At 61.0% G+C, this 21,279-nt stretch carries 17 protein-coding genes; 9 read left to right on the forward strand and 8 right to left on the reverse strand.

Going from position 1 to position 21,279, the window contains the following annotated elements:
* The first annotated feature begins 61 nt into the window (after positions 1-61).
* The 3 genes from ACSU04_RS10835 (at position 62) to ACSU04_RS10845 (ending at position 6,890) form a co-directional block, all read left to right on the forward strand.
* Positions 62-1,372 carry a UDP-glucose dehydrogenase family protein gene (locus ACSU04_RS10835; RefSeq protein WP_439289490.1) on the forward strand — a complete coding sequence of 437 codons (1,311 nt, stop codon included), beginning with the start codon at positions 62-64 and terminating at the stop codon, positions 1,370-1,372.
* A 607-nt stretch (positions 1,373-1,979) separates the two neighbouring features.
* Positions 1,980-4,052 carry an acyltransferase family protein gene (locus ACSU04_RS10840; protein ID WP_439289491.1) on the forward strand — a complete coding sequence of 691 codons (2,073 nt, stop codon included), beginning with the start codon at positions 1,980-1,982 and terminating at the stop codon, positions 4,050-4,052.
* Positions 4,053-4,817: 765 nt separating this feature from the next.
* The gene (locus tag ACSU04_RS10845; protein ID WP_439289492.1) at positions 4,818-6,890 is read left to right on the forward strand and encodes an acyltransferase family protein; all 2,073 of its coding nucleotides are present in this window, start codon (positions 4,818-4,820) and stop codon (positions 6,888-6,890) included.
* 223 nt (positions 6,891-7,113) lie between these two features.
* Here ACSU04_RS10845 and ACSU04_RS10850 read toward each other — a convergent pair whose 3' ends face one another.
* From ACSU04_RS10850 to ACSU04_RS10860, 3 genes are all read right to left on the reverse strand, one after another.
* The gene (locus tag ACSU04_RS10850) at positions 7,114-8,229 is read right to left on the reverse strand and encodes an acyltransferase family protein (RefSeq protein ID WP_439289493.1); all 1,116 of its coding nucleotides are present in this window, start codon (positions 8,227-8,229) and stop codon (positions 7,114-7,116) included.
* 83 nt (positions 8,230-8,312) lie between these two features.
* A complete protein-coding gene (locus ACSU04_RS10855; protein WP_439289494.1) occupies positions 8,313-10,439 on the reverse strand; it encodes a glycosyl hydrolase in 2,127 nt (708 codons plus the stop codon).
* A 141-nt stretch (positions 10,440-10,580) separates the two neighbouring features.
* Positions 10,581-10,922, reverse strand: a complete 342-nt coding sequence (locus ACSU04_RS10860; protein WP_439289495.1) for a hypothetical protein — start codon at positions 10,920-10,922, stop codon at positions 10,581-10,583.
* On the opposite strand from ACSU04_RS10860, the gene ACSU04_RS10865 reads away from it, so the two are divergent.
* On the forward strand, positions 10,912-11,097 hold the full coding sequence (locus tag ACSU04_RS10865) for a hypothetical protein (RefSeq protein ID WP_439289496.1): 186 nt from the start codon (positions 10,912-10,914) through the stop codon (positions 11,095-11,097). The two genes, ACSU04_RS10860 and ACSU04_RS10865, sit on opposite strands and share 11 nt — an antisense overlap.
* A gap of 111 nt (positions 11,098-11,208) precedes the next feature.
* On the opposite strand, the gene ACSU04_RS10870 is transcribed toward ACSU04_RS10865, so the two are convergent.
* The 5 genes from ACSU04_RS10870 to ACSU04_RS10890 form a co-directional block, all read right to left on the reverse strand.
* The gene (locus ACSU04_RS10870) at positions 11,209-11,664 is read right to left on the reverse strand and encodes a hypothetical protein (RefSeq protein ID WP_439289497.1); all 456 of its coding nucleotides are present in this window, start codon (positions 11,662-11,664) and stop codon (positions 11,209-11,211) included.
* Positions 11,665-11,748: 84 nt separating this feature from the next.
* Complete coding sequence (locus ACSU04_RS10875) at positions 11,749-12,870, reverse strand: ABC transporter ATP-binding protein (protein ID WP_439289498.1); 1,122 nt, start codon at positions 12,868-12,870, stop codon at positions 11,749-11,751.
* A gap of 2 nt (positions 12,871-12,872) precedes the next feature.
* The gene (locus ACSU04_RS10880; protein WP_439289499.1) at positions 12,873-13,709 is read right to left on the reverse strand and encodes a carbohydrate ABC transporter permease; all 837 of its coding nucleotides are present in this window, start codon (positions 13,707-13,709) and stop codon (positions 12,873-12,875) included.
* On the reverse strand, positions 13,706-14,662 hold the full coding sequence (locus ACSU04_RS10885; RefSeq protein ID WP_439289500.1) for a carbohydrate ABC transporter permease: 957 nt from the start codon (positions 14,660-14,662) through the stop codon (positions 13,706-13,708). Before ACSU04_RS10885 ends, ACSU04_RS10880 begins: the two co-directional genes overlap by 4 nt.
* Positions 14,663-14,738: 76 nt before the next feature.
* On the reverse strand, positions 14,739-16,004 hold the full coding sequence (locus ACSU04_RS10890; RefSeq protein WP_439289501.1) for an ABC transporter substrate-binding protein: 1,266 nt from the start codon (positions 16,002-16,004) through the stop codon (positions 14,739-14,741).
* A 170-nt stretch (positions 16,005-16,174) separates the two neighbouring features.
* Between ACSU04_RS10890 and ACSU04_RS10895 the strand changes: the two genes are divergently transcribed.
* Genes ACSU04_RS10895 through ACSU04_RS10915 form a run of 5 tightly spaced genes read left to right on the forward strand, consistent with a single transcriptional unit; the run spans position 16,175 to position 21,270 of the window.
* On the forward strand, positions 16,175-17,080 hold the full coding sequence (locus tag ACSU04_RS10895; protein WP_439289502.1) for a carbohydrate kinase family protein: 906 nt from the start codon (positions 16,175-16,177) through the stop codon (positions 17,078-17,080).
* A complete protein-coding gene (locus ACSU04_RS10900; RefSeq protein ID WP_439289503.1) occupies positions 17,077-17,961 on the forward strand; it encodes an aldolase in 885 nt (294 codons plus the stop codon). The genes ACSU04_RS10895 and ACSU04_RS10900 overlap by 4 nt, the downstream gene beginning before the upstream one ends.
* Before the next feature lie 3 nt (positions 17,962-17,964).
* On the forward strand, positions 17,965-18,768 hold the full coding sequence (locus tag ACSU04_RS10905) for a DeoR/GlpR family DNA-binding transcription regulator (RefSeq protein ID WP_439289504.1): 804 nt from the start codon (positions 17,965-17,967) through the stop codon (positions 18,766-18,768).
* 10 nt (positions 18,769-18,778) lie between these two features.
* Entirely contained in the window at positions 18,779-19,849 is a 1,071-nt protein-coding gene (locus ACSU04_RS10910; protein ID WP_439289505.1) for a tartrate dehydrogenase, read from the forward strand.
* Positions 19,846-21,270, forward strand: coding sequence for an aldehyde dehydrogenase family protein (locus ACSU04_RS10915; RefSeq protein WP_439289506.1), 1,425 nt, complete (start codon positions 19,846-19,848; stop codon positions 21,268-21,270). Before ACSU04_RS10910 ends, ACSU04_RS10915 begins: the two co-directional genes overlap by 4 nt.
* The last annotated feature ends 9 nt before the right edge of the window (positions 21,271-21,279 follow it).

Below are 21,279 nucleotides of genomic sequence, written 5' to 3' on the forward strand. Positions count from 1 at the left end.
AGTCCTCTAGGCTGGGTTGGGCGCGGAGACGTTTCGCGTTATCAAGCACTTCGGAGTACACATGCGACTATCGGTGATCGGCTGCGGCTACTTGGGCGCCGTCCATGCGGCAGCAATGGCCTCGATCGGCCACGATGTGGTTGGTATCGACGTCGATGCGGGGAAGATCGCCACCCTTGCCCGAGGCGACGCACCTTTCTTTGAACCCGGCCTTGGAGAGTTGCTGGTTTCTGGCCTTGATTCCGGGCGCCTTCGCTTCTCAAGCGACTTCGCGGACGCGGGTGACGCAACCATTCACTTCATCGCAGTCGGAACGCCGCAGCAGAGCGAAAGCAATGCGGCGGACCTCACCTACGTCAACTCGGCGGTCGACAGCTTGCTGCCGCTGCTGTCAGCCGGTCATCTAGTAGTCGGCAAGTCGACGGTGCCTGTTGGTACAGCGGCGAAACTCGCTGAGCGCATCACGGCCACAGGGGCAACCCTCGTGTGGAACCCTGAGTTCCTCCGCGAAGGCTGGGCTGTCCAAGACACCCTCTCGCCTGATCGGATTGTAGTCGGCGTCCCTGATTCTGACGGTGGGTCAGCTGCTGCGGAGACGCTTCAGAATTTGTATCACACAGCTGCCAAGGCGTCGACTCCGTTCATTGTCACTGACTATGCGACATCAGAACTCGTAAAGGTTGCAGCCAACGCGTTCCTCGCAACGAAGATCTCGTTCATCAATGCCATGGCGGAGATCGCAGAGGTGACGGGAGCCGACGTCACCACGCTTGCCGACGCGCTCGGACACGATAATCGGATCGGCCGCCGTTTTCTCGGTGCCGGCATCGGGTTCGGTGGTGGGTGTTTGCCAAAGGACATCAGGGCGCTCGCAGCACGTGCGGAGGAGTTGGGACGCAGGGAATCGGTCTCCTTCCTGCGCGAGGTCGATCAGATCAACCTTCGCCGTCGCGATCGTGTCGTGCACCTGGCTACTGCCGCCTTGGGCGGTGTCCTCTTCAAGAAGCGCATCGCTGTACTTGGCGCAGCGTTTAAGCCTCATAGTGATGATGTGCGCGATTCTCCCGGCCTTGACATCGCTGTGCGCTTGCACGGTCTGGGAGCTGAAGTGGTCGTCACCGACCCCGCAGCCACGCCAAATGCAAAGCGTCAACAACCTCAGTTGACGTATACGACGAATATTGACGAGGCTCTGCGCGATGCGGAACTTGCGATCATCGTCACGGAATGGGATGAGTACCGCCACGGGCTCACTCCTTCACATGCTGCCTCTCTGATGGCCCAGACGAAAGTGATCGACGGGCGAAACTGCCTCGATCCCGCAACCTGGCGGGCTGGCGGGTTCGAGTACGTCGGAATGGGACGTCCGTAACTGGCATCGAGCGCGCATCGAGCAAAAGAGCGACCGGAACTAACGACGACTCAGAGGATCGGCTGAGACGCTTGACAGGCTCCTGGCCGACCAATCGATCAACGGCAGATCGAAGACTCCAGGCCCGGACGGTGTAGACGAGCAGAATTCCGTGGATAGATGCGGCCGGCTTTGTAAAATTAGCGGTGAATCTAGCCTGGCTTGGTTAGTTGATTCGGCCTCGAAGGCGTTGACCACGGGCTTTCACCCTGTGACCCTGCATCCGAATGTTGCCACAGCTGGTGAACGCCGATCGGATAGCCTTGCCGGGGTGTACGGAGTGCGGGCGCTTCGAATCGTCAATGTAACTGCTGCCGCGACCGTCCGATGGGTCTGGTCTCCACGGCGGCTGAGCCCGCACCGAACGATGCTGGGGTGGTGGCAGAACTCATCCCGTTCCCACGGTCGAGATGTGCCTTGGGTCATCTGGCCGCTTCCGATGCAGATCTTGAGAAGCATTACGACGATGCACCCCGGCACCCGAAGACCTCGACATCCTGAGCACGCGACATTCATGCGTTGCAGCCTCGAGCTCATCGGACGTGGACGTTTCCTCTAATCTGATCAAGTGACCTCCCCTCCAATGGCTGCTTCCCAAGAAGGCGCGAAGAAGACTGCCTTCCGTCGTGATATCCAAGGCCTTCGCGCGGTGGCTGTCATCGCCGTCATCTTGAATCACGCCGTCGGGAAACCGTCTGGCGGATTCCTCGGTGTCGATATCTTCTTCGTGATCTCGGGGTTCATCATCACTGCGCTGCTACTGCGAGAAGTAGATCGAACTGGGCGCATCTCGTTCGTTCAGTTCTACAAGCGTCGCGTCAAGCGCATCCTGCCCGCAGCGACTCTCGTTCTTGCGGTCACCGTTGCCCTGTCCGTCGTGATTCACGGAGGAGAGCGTGCTCGACAGATCGCAGGCGATGCACTCGCCGCAACGTTCTTCGTCAGCAACTGGAGATTCGCAGCGACTGGTGCGGACTACTGGGCAGATGACGGAACGACATCCCCGCTGCAGCACTACTGGTCCCTCGGAGTCGAGGAACAGTTCTATGTTGTGTGGCCAATCCTCATCGGTGTGGTCGCGCTGATCCTCCACCAGCGGCGTGCGCTGAAACCTGTTCTCGGCGTCATCCTCACGCTCATCGTTATCGGCTCCCTGGCATGGGCAGCACATGAGACTGACACGGCACCGATGTGGGCGTATTTCTCTACACTCACCCGCGCCTGGGAGCTTGGGGCGGGCGCCCTTCTTGCTGTCTCTGCCAATTCACTGACGCGGATACCCGAGCGCGTGCGGCCCTACCTGGCGTGGTCCGGGATCGCGGCGCTCGCATATTCACTGCTGACCGTAACCGAAGCAGACGGGATGCCTGTCCCTGGTGCGGTTCTTGCGGTGGCCGCGACTGTGCTCATCATCGGTGCTGGCACCGGCGCAGTCAGCGAAGCCGCTGTGTGGCCGCTATCCAACAGGGGCAGCAGCTACATCGGAGACATCTCTTACTCGTTGTACCTCTGGCACCTTCCGGTGATCGTGTTTATCGGCCCCTACTTCGCCCATCGCGAGCGGCGGTTCTTACTCACCGTGCTAGCGATCACCGCAGTGCTATCCGTGGCCAGCTATCACTTGGTCGAAGATCCGATCCGCCGTTCCCGCTGGTTGGAGACCAATACAGGTCGCAGGTCACACCTCTACACGATCGCCACGAGCGCCGTCGTGATCGGCCTCATTGCAACTACGTCCGTCCTCGCCCTCCGCCCGGATATCACCGTTGCAAGCGCGCCTGCCGCGGCGACGATCGCACCGCAGAGCCAGGAGGAGCTCACCGAACACTTGCGTTTAGCTCTCGCCGCGGACGAATGGCCTGCCCTTTCGCCTGCGCCTGGTGACGTTGCTGAGGACGGGCAATCCGATGAACGTTGGCAGGGCTGCGATCGGACAGATCTGTCCGATCCTGACTCTTGCTGGTTCCCGAATGACGGCGCGGGCCGAACGGCCCTTGTCATGGGTGATTCGACGGCGATCAACCTGCTCCCGACAGTCCGCGCTGCGCTCGGTGAAGGATGGAATGTGCGCGGAACGACGATGGCGGGTTGCCCTCAGCTTCCACTGCACATGAACTTCCGTACCGAGGATCTCGCGGATATCTGCATCCCGCACCAGGCTGCAGCCCTAGAACTTGTAGCGTCCATGAAGCCGGACATCGTCTTCGTGCGAAACGTGTACACGCAGGTCAACTGGGTCTCATCGAAGGTTGCACCCGAAGATGGCGGAACGGTCGAATGGGGACTGGCTCTCGCCGATCTGATCACAGAACTCGAGAAGCACGCGACCACGGTAGTTGTGGTTCAGTCTCCCCCGCTGAGCGCTGTGCTCTCTGAGTGTGCTGCGCCCGGAAGTGCGCCTGCGGCCTGTGTATCGAAGCCCGACACGGACTACCGACTTGTCGGCGATGCGGAGCGCGCTGTCGCGCGGGCCACTGGGATTCGCTATGTCAATACCGAAGACTGGTTCTGCGTGGACGGGGCTTGCCCCAGCTTTGCAGGAAATATCCCGCTGAAGAGCGACAGCACCCACACAACAAAACAGTATGCCGCTGTGCTTGCCCCGGTGCTCCGCGACGATCTGTCCGACGTGTTGGACTGATCTGCTGCATACATCAACAGAAGGCCCCGCACCCGACCGTGAGGTCAGATACGGGGGCGCGTGCGGTCGGGTTAGGTGTCGGTGCGAATCTGCACGGTCTTGCTGTCCTTGACCGTGGTCACCCATACAACCTTTCCGACGACAACTTGCGGCGCTTTCTTCCTGTCGCGTCTACGGCGCTCATCCACGCGACGTTACGGACCGCGTCGGTGACCCGCGCGTCGCTGATCGTACGCGTGGTGATGCCGCGCCGCCGCGCCGCGCCCGGTAAGTGCGCGTGGCGATCTGGTAGCCCTGCTCGCGCAGGATCAGGCAGATCGATTCAACCGCGCGCCCTTCGGCTCTCATCGTGTCGCTGAAGCCCGGCTTCAATGGTTGCGGGGTCGAGTTCGCCCGCGAAGAACCTCATCGCTACTTTCGAGATCGAAACGTCCTCGCGGAGCCGGTTGTTCTCCGCTTTGATTCGTTTGATCTCGGCGTGCTCGACCGGGGTCACACTGTCCCGGGTGCCGACGTCGATATCGGCTTACAACACCCGGCGCAGAAACTCATCTCGCCTTCAACCTGAAGGGCAACGGCCGCTGACGCGGTCGGGAGTGAGGGTACTCCGCCTGGTGCTCTCATACCAGTCGCACCGCCCGTTCACGGAAATCAGGATCAATCTTCTTTGGCCTGACATACATTCTTTCCACTCAAAAGAATGCGACATCAAATCTGGAGCGCTTCAGTTGCGTGCAAGTCGCAGGAGTCGCATAGTGTATTGGGGTGTCAGCACATCCCCATGCGACCGTGACCAAGCACACGAAACGCACCTCGTTCCGTCGCGATATTCAAGGCCTGCGCGCCGTTGCTGTCATCGCCGTCATCCTGAACCATGCGGTCGGGGAACCTTCAGGCGGGTTCCTTGGTGTCGATGTTTTCTTCGTGATCTCGGGCTTCATCATCACCGCGTTGCTGTTGCGGGAGGTCGACCGCACCGGGCGGATCTCGTTCATCACCTTCTACAAGCGACGAGTGAAGCGCATCCTGCCTGCCGCTACGCTTATCCTCGCCGTAACCGTTGCCTTGAGCTACCTGCTAATCGGCGGGGAACGCGCGCGCCAGATCGCTGGCGACGCCCTCGCGGCAACATTCTTCGTCAGTAACTGGCGGTTCGCCATCACAGGCACCGACTACTGGGCTGACGATGGAACCACGTCACCGCTTCAGCATTATTGGTCGCTTGGCGTGGAAGAGCAGTTCTACGTCATCTGGCCGCTCATCATCGCTGTCGTCGCGTTTGCCCTCTACCAACGACGGGCCTTGAAGCTGGCTCTCGGCGTCATGCTAGCGCTGATCACAGTCGGCTCTCTCGTCTGGGCGGCACATCAGGTGGACACGGTCCCGATGTGGGCGTATTTTTCGACGCTCACCCGCGCATGGGAACTCGGCGTTGGCGCTCTCCTTGCTCTCGCCGCAACACAGCTCGCGCGCATCCCAGAAGCTCTCCGCCCTTACTTGGCTTGGGTGGGGATCGTTGGCCTCGCCTACTCGCTCATGGCCGTCACCGAGACGGACGGGATGCCGGTACCAGGTGCGCTCGTCGCGGTAGCTGCAACAGCGCTCATCATCGGAGCCGGTACAGGCGCGGAGAGCGAAGCGTCAGTCTGGCCACTGTCGAATCGAGCCAGCAGCTACGTCGGTGATATTTCGTACTCGCTGTACCTGTGGCACCTTCCAGTCATCGTCTTCATCGGCCCATACTTCGAGCACCATGAGCGACGATTCCTCCTCGCCGTCCTCGCAGTTACGCTCGTCCTGTCGGTTGCGACCTATCACCTGATCGAAGATCCGATCCGTCATTCCCACTGGTTGGAGAAAGGTTCCGATCGTAAGTCAAACCTGTACACGATCGCCGCGACCGTCGTTGTAATGACTCTCGTGGCGACGACGTCCGTTATAGTTCTCCGCCCCGCAGCGGCGGCCGATGCTTCCCCGTCGGCAAGCATGGTGCCTATCACCCCACAGACCCAGGAGGAGCTCACCAAGCTGCTCAGCTCAGCGCTTGCCGCCGACGATTGGCCGACGCTTGTAGTTTCTCCCGGCGACGTCGCGGAATTGGGGCGAGTTGACGAACGGACGGGGTGTTCACCGTCGGATCTCAGCAATCTAGATACCTGCTGGTTCCCGAATGAGGGTGCAGGCCGTACGGCTCTCGTCATGGGTGATTCCACAGCGATCACACTGATTCCTACGGTGCGCTCTGCCCTGGGGGATGCGTGGAACGTACGTGGAACCACCATGCAGTCGTGCCCACAGATTGAGCTCGTTATGCACTTCGATACGCAAGAACGGGCAGATAGTTGCGCTGCCCACCAGTCGGCCGCACTCGATGTGGTGGCCGAGACGAAACCGGACGTCGTCTTCATCCAGAACGTCTACTCTCACGTACAGAAGATTTCATCGAAGGCACCGCCAGACAAGGGCGGGGCCGCCGAGTGGGCGCTCGCAACTTTCAAGCTCGTCCAAGAAGTGCAGAAGTACGCCGGCGTCGTCGTTCTGGTTCAATCGCCACCAAAGGGCCCTGTGCTCTCGGATTGCGCGAAACCAGGGAGCACCCCGTCTGCGTGCACCGCCGGATTGGAGCTTGCGTACCATCAGGTCGCGGAAGCCGATCGTGCGGTGGCTCGCGCTACCGGTGCAACGTACGTGCGCACCGAAGATTGGTACTGCGTAGATGGCGCATGCCCCGGATTTGTCGGCAACGTTCCAGTGAAGCTGGATAATATCCACACTACGAAGCACTTTGCGGAACTGCTTGGATCAATCCTGCGAGCCAAGCTGACAAACGTGATCTGACGGGTACCGTCCCTCGAGAGGACGTGCGTTACCGGGTTAGGCTTCCATCCACTCAGATCGCCCGCCAAGTACACGATCTGACACTGCCCGGGGTGACAGCACGGAATGGTCGGCATAGCCCCCACCCGTGTCGAAGGTGACGATCTCGAAGATCACTGACAAGGTGATCGAGGAGATGGCGGCGCTCGTTGAAAGTCCTCAAGGGCGCTTCAGTACATCGCGTTTAACTGCCAGCGCGCAGCACAGCAGGCACCGCGACCCTCGCAGCGAGTGCGTGCCCACGTTTGATGGACGGCTTCTCAACCAATCGATAACTTACCCAGGCGACCAGCACGGCAAGAGGGAACCCAACTGGCAGGTCCAACCAATTCAAGAGGCGCGTGGGCAGGACCGCCTCGAGTGCGTTCAAGACGAACCCGTGGGTGAGATAGAACGAGTAGCTGATCATGCCGAGGAAGAGCAACGGGCGGACAGATAACAGCCGCGATACTCCTGATTCTGGTGCCGTCAGGATTGCGGCGAGCGTGACAGTGATCAGAAAGCCGTACGGCACATAGAACGGGTGACCGAGGCTGATAGTACGCAGGAGCAAACACGCTACTGTCGCCAGCGCGAGCAGATTTGCAACCCACGCGCGCCCGAAGATCCGGCTGATCCAGACGAACGATGCCCTGTGGTGCAGCGCGAATGCCAAAAGTACGCCGAAGATGATTTGAACGTACGGCTGTAGCACCTTCGAAACGGGATAGCCGAAACCGATGAGGGTGAACATAACCCCGAAGGCGAACAGGAACAGCAGGGATGGCATAAGCCTTTTGCGCAGAAGTACGAATCCGACGAGCGGCCAAACGAGGTAGAACTTTTCTTCGATCCCAATCGACCACGCTTGGGAGAACGGCGCCTGTCCGTCAACATTCGTCAGCTGCACGATCTCGGGAAAACCAAACAAATACCACGGCGCCGCGTTTAGAAAGAGCTGCTCTCTTGCTGATGCAATTCCAAGGACGACGATCATCAGAAAGTATGCCGCAAAGACCGTGAGATAGAGCGGGTAGATGCGGAAAACGCGCCGGATGTAGAACGCTTTCAGGCTGACCCGCCCGTTCCGATCGTCTTCGCGGAGAAGTAACGTCGTGATAATGAAGCCGGAGATCACGAAAAAAACTGTAACGCCCGCGCCGCCAGACACCTTCGCCCAGACCTCGGAATACGACAGATGAGCAAGAAACACCAACATGATCGCAACTGCGCGCAGACCATCCAATGGGACGAAGCGGGATGTTGACAGATATCGGCCATGCCGGATGGCTAGGCTGTCGGCTGACGCGGCAACGTTCACTGATGAAACTCCTTCATCCAAACAGGGTAGCGGCGAAATGCGATATCACGTCGCCCCACCCTACCCGCACAAAGAACTTGGCATTACTTATCCTCATCCTCAGGTGTCTCCGATGGGCTCGGCTCTGGTGATGTTCCCGCTTTGAATTCCCCTGCGATGATTACAGGTGTACTCGAAACCGGCACCGACACGATCCCGTCGACTGGCTCATACGTGGCGACCTCACCGCGCGTGTTCGTCGCGGTGATCGTCCCGGACGCCGAGTACTCGGCAGTCGCATCGCCCGCGGTCGACCAAGCGAAATGGAGCTCCTCGGACCCAGCACCACTGAACATGTGCGAGTACACTCCGGGGGTTTCGTCCGGTTCAGTGTACGTGGCGCCCGCGAGCTTGGCGATTAGCAGGGCCTGCGTGTACCCGGACGGCTTGGGCGGGTACGCAGCGAGACCGTCGACGCGCTGAGTGAAGAGGCCAAAGTTGCCTTCGTGATCCGCGCGGTCGGTCTTATCGTTGACCAAGTCGTACCAGAAGTAGCGCTCAACGCCGTCGGCGAGCGCAGTAATCTCAGACCGAACGAGCATCTCTCCCTGCTCTTCGAGCGAGACGTCCCCGGTTTTTGAGCTCCATCCGAGTTCAGTGATCCAGACAGGCTTCTCTGCACCATGGCCGCTCATATCAGCGCGAGCCTCATCGACCAGCCCTGCCAGATGTTCTGCGTATGCCATCGTCTGGTAGGGATGGAAGCTGATGGCATCCAGCGAGTTGATGCCGCCCGCATTCCAGAGCTGCTGGAAGAAGCCTCGATCAAAGTTGCCGGTCACTCCGCCGATGACCGGAATATTCGGGTCCACGGACTTGGCGCCTTCGTAGCCTGCACGCAGAACGGGCTCGTAACAACCACCCGTTCGGCAGCCCTTGTTGAACGACGGGATGTTCCACTCGTTGTAAACCTCGATCGCCTGCAGATCGTAGTGCTCCACGAGTGCCGCTGAGTAGCGACTGTAGGCCTCAAGCGCTCCACCGCTCGAAGGCGGCATGCCACCGTCGTAGGCCTTGTTCGTGCGGCCCACCACGATCATCTTGTCCATGCCGTTAACCGTGGCCTCGCCCATAGCCTGTGCGAAGGGTTCATTCCAGTGGAACTCCCCCGGTGCCGGTTCGGTGACCTGCCAGTTATCTCCGAGGCGGATGATACCGAGACCGAGTGCAGCAGCGGATGGCGTGGCATCCCGAGCAAGCTCTTTCGCCGCATGGACGTGCGTGCCAAACCTCGTGTCCGTCGGAACGTAGAACGTCGGCATGTCGATGATGCCGACGGGAGCAGTGATGTTGCCGCCGGTCGCGTCGGTGACCGTGACCTGGTAGTACCCCTGACCGAGGCCCTCGAGACGCACCGGGGAGAGTTGATCGGTAATCGACACGATGCCGGCCGCCACTTCGGAGCCGTCCGCTGCCTTAGCGCTCCACATCGCGTCGCCTGCCGCCAGCTTGACAGCTAGTGTTGCGGTCCTCTGCTGGAGGATGAGCGAATCATTTCGGATACCGAATGGCGCATCGACAGCCTCGAACGATCCGTTTAGGATGACGTCGGCCCCATCCTCGTCGACGAGACTGACGCTGTCGACGGCGAGGCCGCGCACAGGCTCCGTGACGACGACACTGAGATCAACAGAGCTCTCCGCAGCACCAGTCGTATACGTAGTGGTGATTTCCTGCCAGTCAGCGTTGAGCTCGGGCATTGGCAGGGTCGTGGTTCCGACGCGTACCTCGGCCGGAACCTCGACCAGATCTTCTGATGGCACACGCACCATTGCGGTCAGCGTGTACTCGGTGGCCGGGGTTACGGCAATGGTCGACGCCAGCGCGGTCGCCGCTTCAGCGACGACCGGAGCATCGATCGAGATCGAGATCTCACCCTCAGCCGCATCCCCGACACGCGGCAGTACGCCCGCAAGGGAAGCACGGGATGCCAACGACCAATTCGCCACCGCGCCCTGTGAAATCGCGGCCGGCTCGATGGTCGCCGGCGTCGGAACAGGTGTCGGAGTGGGCGTAGGAGTGGGAGTCGACGACGGCGAGGCTTCCGGCTTGGCACCCGCGGAGTTCTGGTTCGCAATGACCGCCGCTGCGACCCCGGTCCCTCCAAGGATCACAAGGGCTGAGATGCCAATGATGAGCGTCTTGCGTGAGATTCGAAGCTTCGGCGACATAGAAGTACGAGGGTCCTTTCGGGACGAGTTCGTCGGCTTTACGATCCTACGGGAACGCAAATGTGCATCTCTCGTACGGCGAACGCCGCCCGGCCGGCCATCTCACGTCGCCTTGAGGCGCGAGACATACGACCGGATTGCTTACGCCCGCGCCTCGAATTGTGCCCGACGGGCTAGCAGCACGACCGTGAGACCGCCGAGCACCAGCACGAGGCCGGTAGTGGCGACGCCCGATGCGAACGCCGAGTCGATACCGGTGATGGCCAGATCGTCGGTCACTGTAATGTCGACGAAAACGGAACCACTGGTGGCACCACGCACCTCGATCTGGTGCTCACCGATCTGCGTGCCGCCCGCGATCCCCACCGACAGCGAAAGCACTCCGTTGGCGTCTGCAATGGCGTTAGTCAGCTTCCACGGCGTCGAGTGCAGCCAGATCTCCAGCGGCTCTCCAGGTGTGAAGCCGCTCGCGTTGACTGTCACGCTGTCGCCGGCAGGAACCGACGTGCTCGACAAGTTCAATGTCGGCGGAACCGGTGCGGGCGCAGGAGTCTCAGCCGGCTCGGGGGCCGTGCTGCAGGAACAGGAGGCGCAGACGGCTCTGGAGCCTCAGACGGGACCGACGTCACGGTCGGCGTGGGCGCCGGCTCCACCGTAGGAACCGGCGTGGGCGCCAGGGTCAGCTTCTCAGTCGGAGTTGGCGTGGGGGTCGGAGTTACTTCCGCGCAGTCGACCGCAAACTCGTAGGTCTTCTCACCGACGGGAATCGTCAGTTCTGGGGTGTGGCGCTCGGCGCGTCAGCACCGAACCGCACTGTTGCCGTGGCAGTGGCATCCCCTTCGGCTGCGCGCACCGCGTCGCTGAACGTCACCGCACCCGCAACAGACGCTGGCGCATCGGCGCAGTTCTCGGCGTACGAGAACTGGCCGTTGGAATGCACGACATCATTGACGACCCACTCGACGAGATGCGTCTCAGCGTCTTCGATGACCGCAGTTGTCCCGGCGCGGTTCACGAGCAAGCCGTTTTCATCGGCCGTGATCGTTTCGACGTTCGCGGGAGCTTCACCATCAACGCGAAGATAAGCAGTCACCGACTCATCTGCGCCCAGGGTGATCACTCCGCCGCCATTGACCTGGAAAGCATCCGAAGAGCACTGCGTCGTGAGCTGCGCAACCATCGCCGCAGCATCTCGAGTGAACTCATCGAAATAGATCTTCGGCACGATTGCCATCCTTCCAGCACAACCCCGGCCCGGGAATCATGCGGTCATGGACTCAACCGAACCTTCAGCAGCCCCTGCCCGTCCTCAGACAACCTCCGGCTGATGACCTGACAGATCCGCCGAAGCTGGACTCCGCTCCTGGAGTCGAACCCCATCGGCACCGAAGCGATGCGCCTTCTCGGGATCAGTCGCCACCCGCATCGGATCGCCAGGGCGAATCGAGCACGGCTGAGGGCTGAGAGCACGCAGTATCGTGCCCGATGCCGTCGTCAGAGTAACCCCGACGTCGGCGCCCAGATCCTCTACGGCTTCCACGGTCACTGCAAGGCCCCGATCGCCCAGACGTAGGTTCTCGGGCCGCAGACCTACCGTTCGTGCCGATGCGTCCAGCGCGATGCCAAGAGCGTCGATCTCGTCGTCGCGTGTGAGCAGATTAATGGTCGGGGTTCCGACGAAACTGGCGACAAAGAGATTAGTCGGGTGGTCATAGATCTCGGAGGGCGTGCCGAACTGCTGCACAACGCCCCGATCCATCACCGCGATCTTCGTCGCCATAGTCATGGCTTCGACCTGATCATGCGTGACATAGACGAACGTCTTCTGCAGCTCTCGCTGCAGAGAGGCAATGTCGACGCGTAGCTTGGTTCGCAGCTTGGCGTCCAAGTTCGACAACGGCTCATCCAGAAGGAAAATCGAAGGGTCACGCACAAGCGAACGGGCAAGAGCCACGCGCTGCCGCTGTCCGCCGGAAAGACCCGCCGGACGCCGAAGCATCAGATCATCAAGCCCTAGCAGAGCGCTCACCTCGTGAACCTTCTCCGCCACCTCTGGCGACCGAGATCGCCGTCGGATCGCCAGCTTGCTAATGCCCGGGATGTACTCCCACGGCTTGAGATCCCCGACGATGAGGGGGAAGGCAATGTTCTCGCCCACAGTGAGGTTCGGGTACAGCGCGTACGACTGGAACACGAAAGCCACGTTGCGCTCGCGTGGATCCGCATCGGTCATGTCAACACCGTCGAACAGGACTCTTCCCTCTGCCGAGGTGATGAGTCCGGCGATCGTGCGCAACAGCGTGGACTTGCCGCATCCAGATGGGCCGAGCAGAACGAGAAACTCGGCGTCGTCGGTACTCAGCGACAGCGACGGGATGACGGTGGTATTGCCGTATCGGACAACAACGTTATCCAGAGTGAGCGACGACATATTTAGCCCTTCACAGATCCGGCGGACAGGCCAGCAACGATCTGACGCTGCATAAGGAGGAAGAAGACGATCGCCGGGATGGAGAACGCCAGCGCAGACAGCATCACTCCATTGATCGGCGTGACGAACTGCCCGATGAAGGAGGCCAGCCCCACTGACGCGGGCCAGAGTGACGGATCCGAGATGAACGTGTTCGCGAACAGAAACTCGTTCCACCCGTCGAAGAACGACATTACGGCTGCCGCGGCGACACTCGGCAGGATCAGGGGGAAGACCACGAGGCTGATCACTCCCATGCGCTTCGCGCCATCGACGCGCGCGGACTCTTCGATCTCGTAGGGAACCTTATCGATCGCAGCCTTGAGGATGAACGTGGCCACTGGCATGACGAACGCGGTGTGCGCGAGCACCAGGCCGAACAGATTGTTCAATAGGCCGAGGCTGGTGAAAAGTGCGTATAGCGGCACGATCAGCAGCGCTTCCGGCATCATCTGCGTCACGAAGAGAAGGAAACCCGCCACACCTTTGCCACGGAATCGGAATCGACTCAGCGCGTACGCGGCGAACACCGAAAAGACGAGGCTGAGCAAGGTGATCCCGAATGCGATGATCGACGAGTTCATCAGCCACTTGAGGATCGGAATCCCTTCAAGGAAGTCCCCCAGGTTTCCGATGCGCTCCAGATGCGGAAACCAGCTCTGCCCTTCGCCGTAGAGCTCAGAGTTCTCGCTCAGTCCTGTGTTGAGCATCCAATAGATCGGGAACCCTGCGCAGATTACAAGGATCCCGACGAAAGCAAGACGGAGCGCCCGAGAGCCACGTCGTTCTTTGCCGATCATAGGGAATCCTTTCGATCTAGCCGACGCTCGGCGATGAAGTAGACAGAGGTGATGATCAGCGACAGAACGAGTCCGACGACGCCGATGGCTGCTGCCCGGCCGAGCTGCTGGTCATGGAAAGCGGTGAGGAACACGTTGACGACCATCGTCGTCGTGGTGTCCTGTGGTCCGCCGCCGGTGAGGAGGTAGATGATCTCGAATCGCCGGATCGACCAGACCGTCATCAGCAACGCCATCATGCGAATTGTGGGGGCGATCGACGGAAGCGTGATGTTCACAAGCTGTTGACGGGCGTTCGCCCCGTCCAGAGAAGCTGCCTCGTACAGCTCGCCGGGGATGGACTGGAGAGAAGCGAGAACGATGAGCATCACGAGCGGAGAGATCTTCCAGACCGTGGCAATGATCACCGAGATCATTCCGAGTTTGGGGTCTGTGAGCCAGCCATGCTCCCCCAGACCCAGTACCCCGGTGACGTCGTTGAGTACGCCATTCTCGCGGTTCATCATCCAGGCAAAAATCAATGCAGCGGCCACCGTGGGAACCGCCCACGGCACTGTGAGCAGACCACGCACCAGCGTCCGGCCGATGAACGCCCGATTCAACAGGAGCGCCGTGATAACGCCGAGGCCGACCGCGAAGACGACGGTCGCGGCCGTGTAGATGAGCGTCGCGAGCACCGAGTTCCAGAACCGATCGTTCTGGAAGAGGAATTCGTAGTTGGCGAGTTCAACAGGGCGACCGCCGGTCGGGTTGATCAGCTTGGTGTCGGTGAAAGACAGCAGGATGCCCTGAATGAGCGGGTAGATCATGACCACGCACAGATAAAGAAGCGCAGGACCTATCAATAGATAGGGGAAGAGCTTTCGCAATAGCTTCGTTCGTTTGCGACCGCCCTGTTCAACAGCGGCCGGCATCGCGACGGTGGTCGCGGGGACCGTCTCGGTCATCGTCATCGTGCCACTTCCTTCTGACCGCGTTCACGGGAGAGTTTGGGGGAGAGCGTTTGAGCGCTCTCCCCCAAGCATCGGATTACTTCGAGAATTCCTTGACTAGGTCGTCTTGGACCTCGGCGAGGGTAGCGGCAGGGTCGGCATCCTCGATCAGGACCCGTTCGACACCACTCAGGAACACGCGCCAGATCGCGCGGCTGTCCACTTCGTAGCCTTCGACCACAGACGGCTCCGATGTTTTGGCTGCTTCGATGAAAGCATCCGCCCACGGGTTGACCGAGAGGAATTCCTCTGGGCTGGCAACGTCCGTTCCGATGGTGCTGGCGGCGTGATCGGGTCGGATCGCTTCCTGGCCCTCGGCGGACATCACCCACTGGACGAAGTCCTTTGCCACTGCCTTATTCGGGCTCTTCGCGTTCACCGCGATGATCAGCTGCATGTGCGAGCCGGGGAACTCGAATGGCAACGCGGAAGCGTCAACGAGCTCGCCAGAGATGGCTGCACCGCTCTGCGTCTGCGACGTCAGGGTTCCGGCGTTGTCCATGATGAACGCAACCTGCCCTTCACCGAACTTCGAGCGGAAGGTAGAGGCGTCGTCCCCGATGGGCATCGCACCCGAGTCGTAGATCTTCTTGAACCGTTCGACCGCGAGGATGTTCTCCGGGGCGTCCGCCTGGAACTCGCCATCCTTGGCGATTGCCCCACCGGCACCGTAGAGCCAGTTAGAAAACTCAAAGGTCCATCCGTCGATGTCTGCACTCTGGTGGCGACCCGCGAATCCGTACTTGCCGGTCTTCTCGGTCACCGCGACGACTGCTTCGTAAAACTCATCGAAGTTCGTCGGGGGCTCGACACCCGCCTCTTCCAGCAGGGTGGTGTTCCAGGACAGTGCGTAGTTGGGACGCTCCCAGCTGAAGCCATAGCGATCGTCGTAGTAGACGCCGGCATCGTTGGTGTTGTTCAGACCGGTCAGATTCGACTCGATGTCATCGAGTGGCTCGAGGAGCCCAGCATCCGCCAGGACGGCGAACTGACTCTCGAGCACGATCACTACATCCGGAGCATTTCCGGCACCGAACTCGGTGGCGAGCTTGTCCATGTACTGGCCATACGGAGTCTGACGCTGTTCAAGCGTGACATTTTCGTGCTTATCGGAATACCCCTCGACGGCGGCCCACAGGTTCTCACCACGGGTACCTTCGCCCCACTGCCAGTTCAAGAACGACAGAGTGACGGGCTGGTCAGGATCAATCTCTTCACTGGCGGCAGAGCAACCAGTAAGAGCCAATGTTGCTACTAGCGAACCGGCGAGAAGTGATGCGGAAAGTTTCCGACTCAGGTGCATTGCGCGCTCCTTTGCGTGTGCTTGAGTGACCCCAACGGGAAGGGCCATGTGCGAGAGCTTACACACTGAATGTTCGAATGCAAACATTTATCTCCTGGAATGTTCGTATAGTTGCATTCTCCGGGTGAAATGTGTTCGAATGATCCCGTCCTGATCCTGAAGGAGGCACCGTGGCAGACTTCGACGTCCTATGTGTAGGGGCGATCAACTTCGATCTGATCGCGACCGTCGATCATGTTCCCGTCGATGACGAGCGCATGTTCGCCGAAGCGATGGTCAGCGCCACGGGTGGCCCCGCCGCGACCGCAGCCGTCACGTTGGCGAAGCTCGGATACCGCGTGGCCGTCAGCGCCGCCGTGGGGCGAGATTCGGCCGGTGACTTCGTTCTCGATGCGCTCCAGACTGCGGGGGTCGATATCCGCTACGTGACGCGCCACGAGGCGATGACAACCTCGCAGTCGATCATCCTCGCCAACCAGGTCAGCGGCCACCGCACGATCATCACCCAACAGCCGAACGGACTCCCGGATCAGTTTCCGCTGGATGCGGCACCCGTCATTCACGTGGATCAGGTCGGCTTCGGGTTGATCGACCCTCTACTATCAGACGACTCAACGCGGCGCCCCCGACTGAGTATCGATGCCGGAAATCCGATCCCGACGCTTGATCTGTCTCGCACCTGGCTATACACGCCGACGGTCGCGGCGCTGACTTCGCGCTACGGCGCGACACCCAAGGAATCCGCGTTGGCAGCGTTGCGCGAAGGAGCTGAGCTCGTCGTCGCGACGGACGGCTCGGCCGGTTCGTGGTGGTTTGCCCCGGAGACCGAGCCCGTCCACGCACCCGCGACAAAGGCGAATATCGTCAGCACGCTCGGTGCTGGCGATGTCTTCCACGGTGCTTTGCTTGCTGCTCTGCTCGACGGGCAGGTTCCGTCCGACGCGCTCCGTTTCGCAAATACCTGTGCGGCGCTTTCGTGCCGCGCCATTGATGGACAAAGTGCCATCCCCACCCGATCCGAGATCCGATCTCATCAGGAACTCGCTACTGCCACTCTCAACAAGGAGAACCAATGACTCTTACTCAGGCAATGTCGCCGCTGACCACAGACAAAGGTGGCTTCGTGATGCTCGCCATCGACCAGCGCGAGTCACTGCGAAATATGCTGGCGAGCGCGCCGGGCGCTGCGGACACGATCTCTGACGCCGACCTGAGCGCCTTCAAGGTCACTGCCGTCAACGCCCTGGCGCAGAACGCGAGCGCAATCCTCATTGATCGCGGCTTCGGTGATGACGCAATCGCGCGGCTGAATACTGTCGCTCCGGGGCGCCTCATCCTGTCCGCCGACGTGCTGATCCAACCTGTCGGTGGAGAGCTCGAAGCGACCGCCCTTGACCCTTCGATCACACCCGACGTGATCGCATCGACGGGTGCTTCCGCTATCAAGCTTCTTGTCCTGTGGGAGGCAGACGGCTCGAACGATGCGGCCATTCGCCTCTCGACCGAGTTCATCGACCTTGCCCGCAACAGCAACGTCTCCAGCCTGCTGGAGGCGATCGTTCGCCCGCCTCGCGATGGCGAATGGCGCGATGAGGCACACCGTCACGAAGCGATCCTCGCCGCGGGGAAGGCCCTGTGCGATCTCGGCCCGTCCATTTACAAGGCACAGGTGCCTGGCTACACCGCCGGCGACCTCTCCCAGGTCGAGTCCGAGAGCGCCAAACTCACCGCTCTCATCGATGTCCCTTGGGTAGTCCTGTCCAACGGGGTACGTTCCGACGAGTTCTCGGCCGCCGTTGAAGGTGCCGTCCGAGGTGGCGCCGACGGCTTCCTCGCTGGCCGGGCAATCTGGGCAGATGCAATTGCCAGTGGCCGTGCAGACGAAGAGTTGGCTACGGTCTCGGTAGAACGACTTCGCAACCTGGGGCGTCTGGTCGCTGAGCACCGAAGGAGTTGACGCATGTCAGAACACGAGGCAGCACCACGCACCGGAGCAACGGCGCGGCGTCAAGGGATGCTGGAAATGGTCCTCGACGCGGGATTCCTCACCACCACAGAGCTCTCGGATGTGTTCGGAGTTTCCGAGATGACGATCCGCCGCGACGCAAATCGGCTGGTCGAGGCCGGAATGTTGCGGAACGTCCACGGTGGCGTCGCGGCGCTACCCGCGAGTCCGGTCGGGAGCGGACGCGACTACTCGATGCGCGCACGCGCATCATCGGCAGCCAAGCGAGCGATCGCCCGTGAGGCGGTCACTCGTGCGTTGGATTCCGAAGTTGTCGCGTTCGATGCGGGCACGACATGCGCCGCCGTGGCAGAGCTTTTTCAGCCAAAGCGACCGGTGTCCGTCGTATCGCACTCGCTGATCGTAATCAATGAGCTCAGCGAACGAGAGAACGTAACTGTGATCGGCACAGGGGGCGCTCTGCACGTGCGCTCCAAGTCTTTCTCGGGACCGCAAACGGTGCAGATGATCCGAAACCTGCGAATCGGCACGCTCTTCCTCGCCGCCAGCGGGCTCGACGAACGGGGCATCTACTGCGGAAACGAGTATGACGCGGAGACCAAGCGGGCACTGCTCGATGCGTCCTCCCATGTGGTCCTCGTGTCCGATGCCAGCAAGTTCGGCCTACCGGCAATGGTGCGCGCAACCGGACTCGATGTCGTCGATGAGGCCGTCGTCGACGAATCTATTAGCGACGAGCAGCATCGCATGCTCGTCGATGCGGGAATCGACGTCACCGTCGTCCCAATTTCAGGGTGAAGGAGCCCAGTTGAGCATTCAGAAGAAGTCTAAGATCGCTGTCATCGCCGGGGACGGAATTGGAAAAGAGGTCATCCCCGCCGCGATCACTGTGATTGACGCGGCACTCGCCCCCGAAGGTGTCCAGCTCGAATGGAACGACCTCGACTGGGGATCAGACCGTTACCGGCAAACCGGCTCGATGATGCCGGAGGACGGTCTCGAGACACTCGGCAACCACGACGCGATCTTCCTCGGCGCTGTCGGCGCTGAAGACATTGACGACACTGTCACGCTGTGGGGGCTACTTATCCCCATCCGGCGTGCGTTCGAACAGTACGTGAATCTGCGTCCGGTCCGCTCTTTCGAGGGCGTCCGCAACCGTCTGCGTGACGGCGAGCAGGTCGACATGTTGATCGTCCGCGAGAACAATGAAGGCGAATACTCCGAAATTGGCGGCCGCCTGTTTAGGGGGACTGACCGCGAGCTCGCCGTGCAGGAATCGGTGTTCACCCGTCAGGGCGTGAAGCGGATCACTCAGTTCGCCGCAGAATTGGCGCAGGCCAGGAGCAAGGTGCTCGTCTCCGCCACGAAGTCCAACGGCATCATCCACACAATGCCGTTCTGGGACGAGGTTGTGACAGATACCGTCACTGCCAACTATCCCGACGTTTCGATCGACTCCGTGTTGATCGATGCGTTGGCTGCACGTATGGTGCTCGACCCAGCTGGCATTGACGTACTCGTGGCCTCGAACCTTTTCGGGGACATCCTTTCCGACCTTGCCGCGGCGGTCACTGGTTCCATCGGTATTGCACCGTCCGCAAACCTCAACCCCGAGCGGATTCACCCGTCTCTCTTCGAGCCGGTCCACGGTTCGGCACCGGATATCGCGGGCAAGGGTGTTGCCAACCCGATCGGCGCGATCTGGGCGGGCGCCATGATGCTCGATCATCTCGGCTTCTCCGCGGCGGGCGAGCGGATCCTGCGTGCCATCACCGATACCGTGTCGTCGGGAGTGACGACACGCGACCTCGGTGGAACCGCATCCACCGCTCAGTTCACGTCGGCAATGACCAACGCAGTGAAGGATCTCGCATGAACACCGCGGCACAACATCTATACATCGACGGCCAGTGGATTGAAGCCGAATCCTCGGAGCCCATCGTCCACCGGTGGAGTGGTGAATCGATCGGCCAGGTCGACCTCGCGACGGCGGCGCACGCGACGCAGGCAGCCAATGCGGCGGTTGCAGCTTTGCGTCGGGGCTTCCCCGTCGATGCTCGCGTCACGGTGCTGGCTAACGCCGCAAAGCTCCTGGAGGAGCGACGCGAAGAGGCCGCCCAGCTGATCACCGCGGAGATGGGTAAGCCGATCTCGTCGGCTAGGGGCGAGGTGGACCGCGCCATCAGCGTGCTGTCGCTCAGCAGCCAGGAAGCGATGCGACTGCCGGCCGAGGCGATGAACCTCGAAGGCACCCAATCCGCTGCCGGGATTATCTCCTTCACTCTTCCGGTTCCTCTCGGAGCGGTGGCCGCGATCACACCATTCAACTTCCCGATCAACCTGGTCGCTCACAAGGTCGGCCCCGCGCTGGCTGCAGGCTGTCCTGTGGTACTCAAGCCGAGCGACAAGGGTCGCCTGGTTGCCGGGCTCTTCACCCGCCTCCTCATTGAGGCTGGGCTCCCCGCGGGATACTTGAATCTGGTCACTGGCCCAGCGGAAGAGGTCGTTCCGGTCTGGCTGGAGCACCCCGGCATTGCGACGATCAACTTCACCGGTTCATCGGCCGTCGGCTGGAAGCTGAAGGCTGCGTCGCCGCGCAAGCACCACGTGCTCGAGCTCGGGAGCAACACCGCCCTCGTCGTGGACCGAGACGCCGACCTGCAGGCGGCTGCTGCATCGGCTGCCCAGGCCTCGATGTTGAACAGTGGTCAAGCGTGCATCTCACTCCAGCGAGTCTTCGTTCACCGCGATGTGGTGGATGATTTCTCTGCGGCGCTCGCGATCGAAGTCGCAGCTGTCAAAAGTGGTGACCCTACAGACGCTGCGACTCTTGTGGGACCACTGGTGTCCGACGAAAACGTCACCCGTATTCAGCAGTGGGTTCAGGAAGCCGCAGCCGATGGCGCACGGATCCTCACCGGGGGTACCGCCTCGTCGACCAAGGTGTTCGCTCCGACGGCTCTGCTTATGGAAGCCGGTAACGCAAAACTGCTCCACGAAGAGGCGTTCGGACCCGTCGTCGTTGTCGTACCCGTCGACTCGATCGAAGAGGCCATCGATCAGGTCAACAGTGTCGACTACGGGCTCAACGCCTCGATCTACACTGACTCGATGCGCGCAGGCTTGGCGTTCGCGAAGCAGGTCGAGTCGGGTGCCGCGCTCATCAACATCCCACCGCACTTCCGCTCCGACCAGATGCCGTACGGCGGAGTGAAGAACTCTGGCCAAGGGCGCGAGGGAGTGCGGTACGCCGTCGCGGAAATGTTGCAGCAGAAGCTCGTACTACTTCGGGGCTAAGGACACACC

This window comes from Microbacterium sp. A84, from assembly GCF_051842815.1.
In the GTDB taxonomy this organism is placed as follows: domain Bacteria; phylum Actinomycetota; class Actinomycetes; order Actinomycetales; family Microbacteriaceae; genus Microbacterium.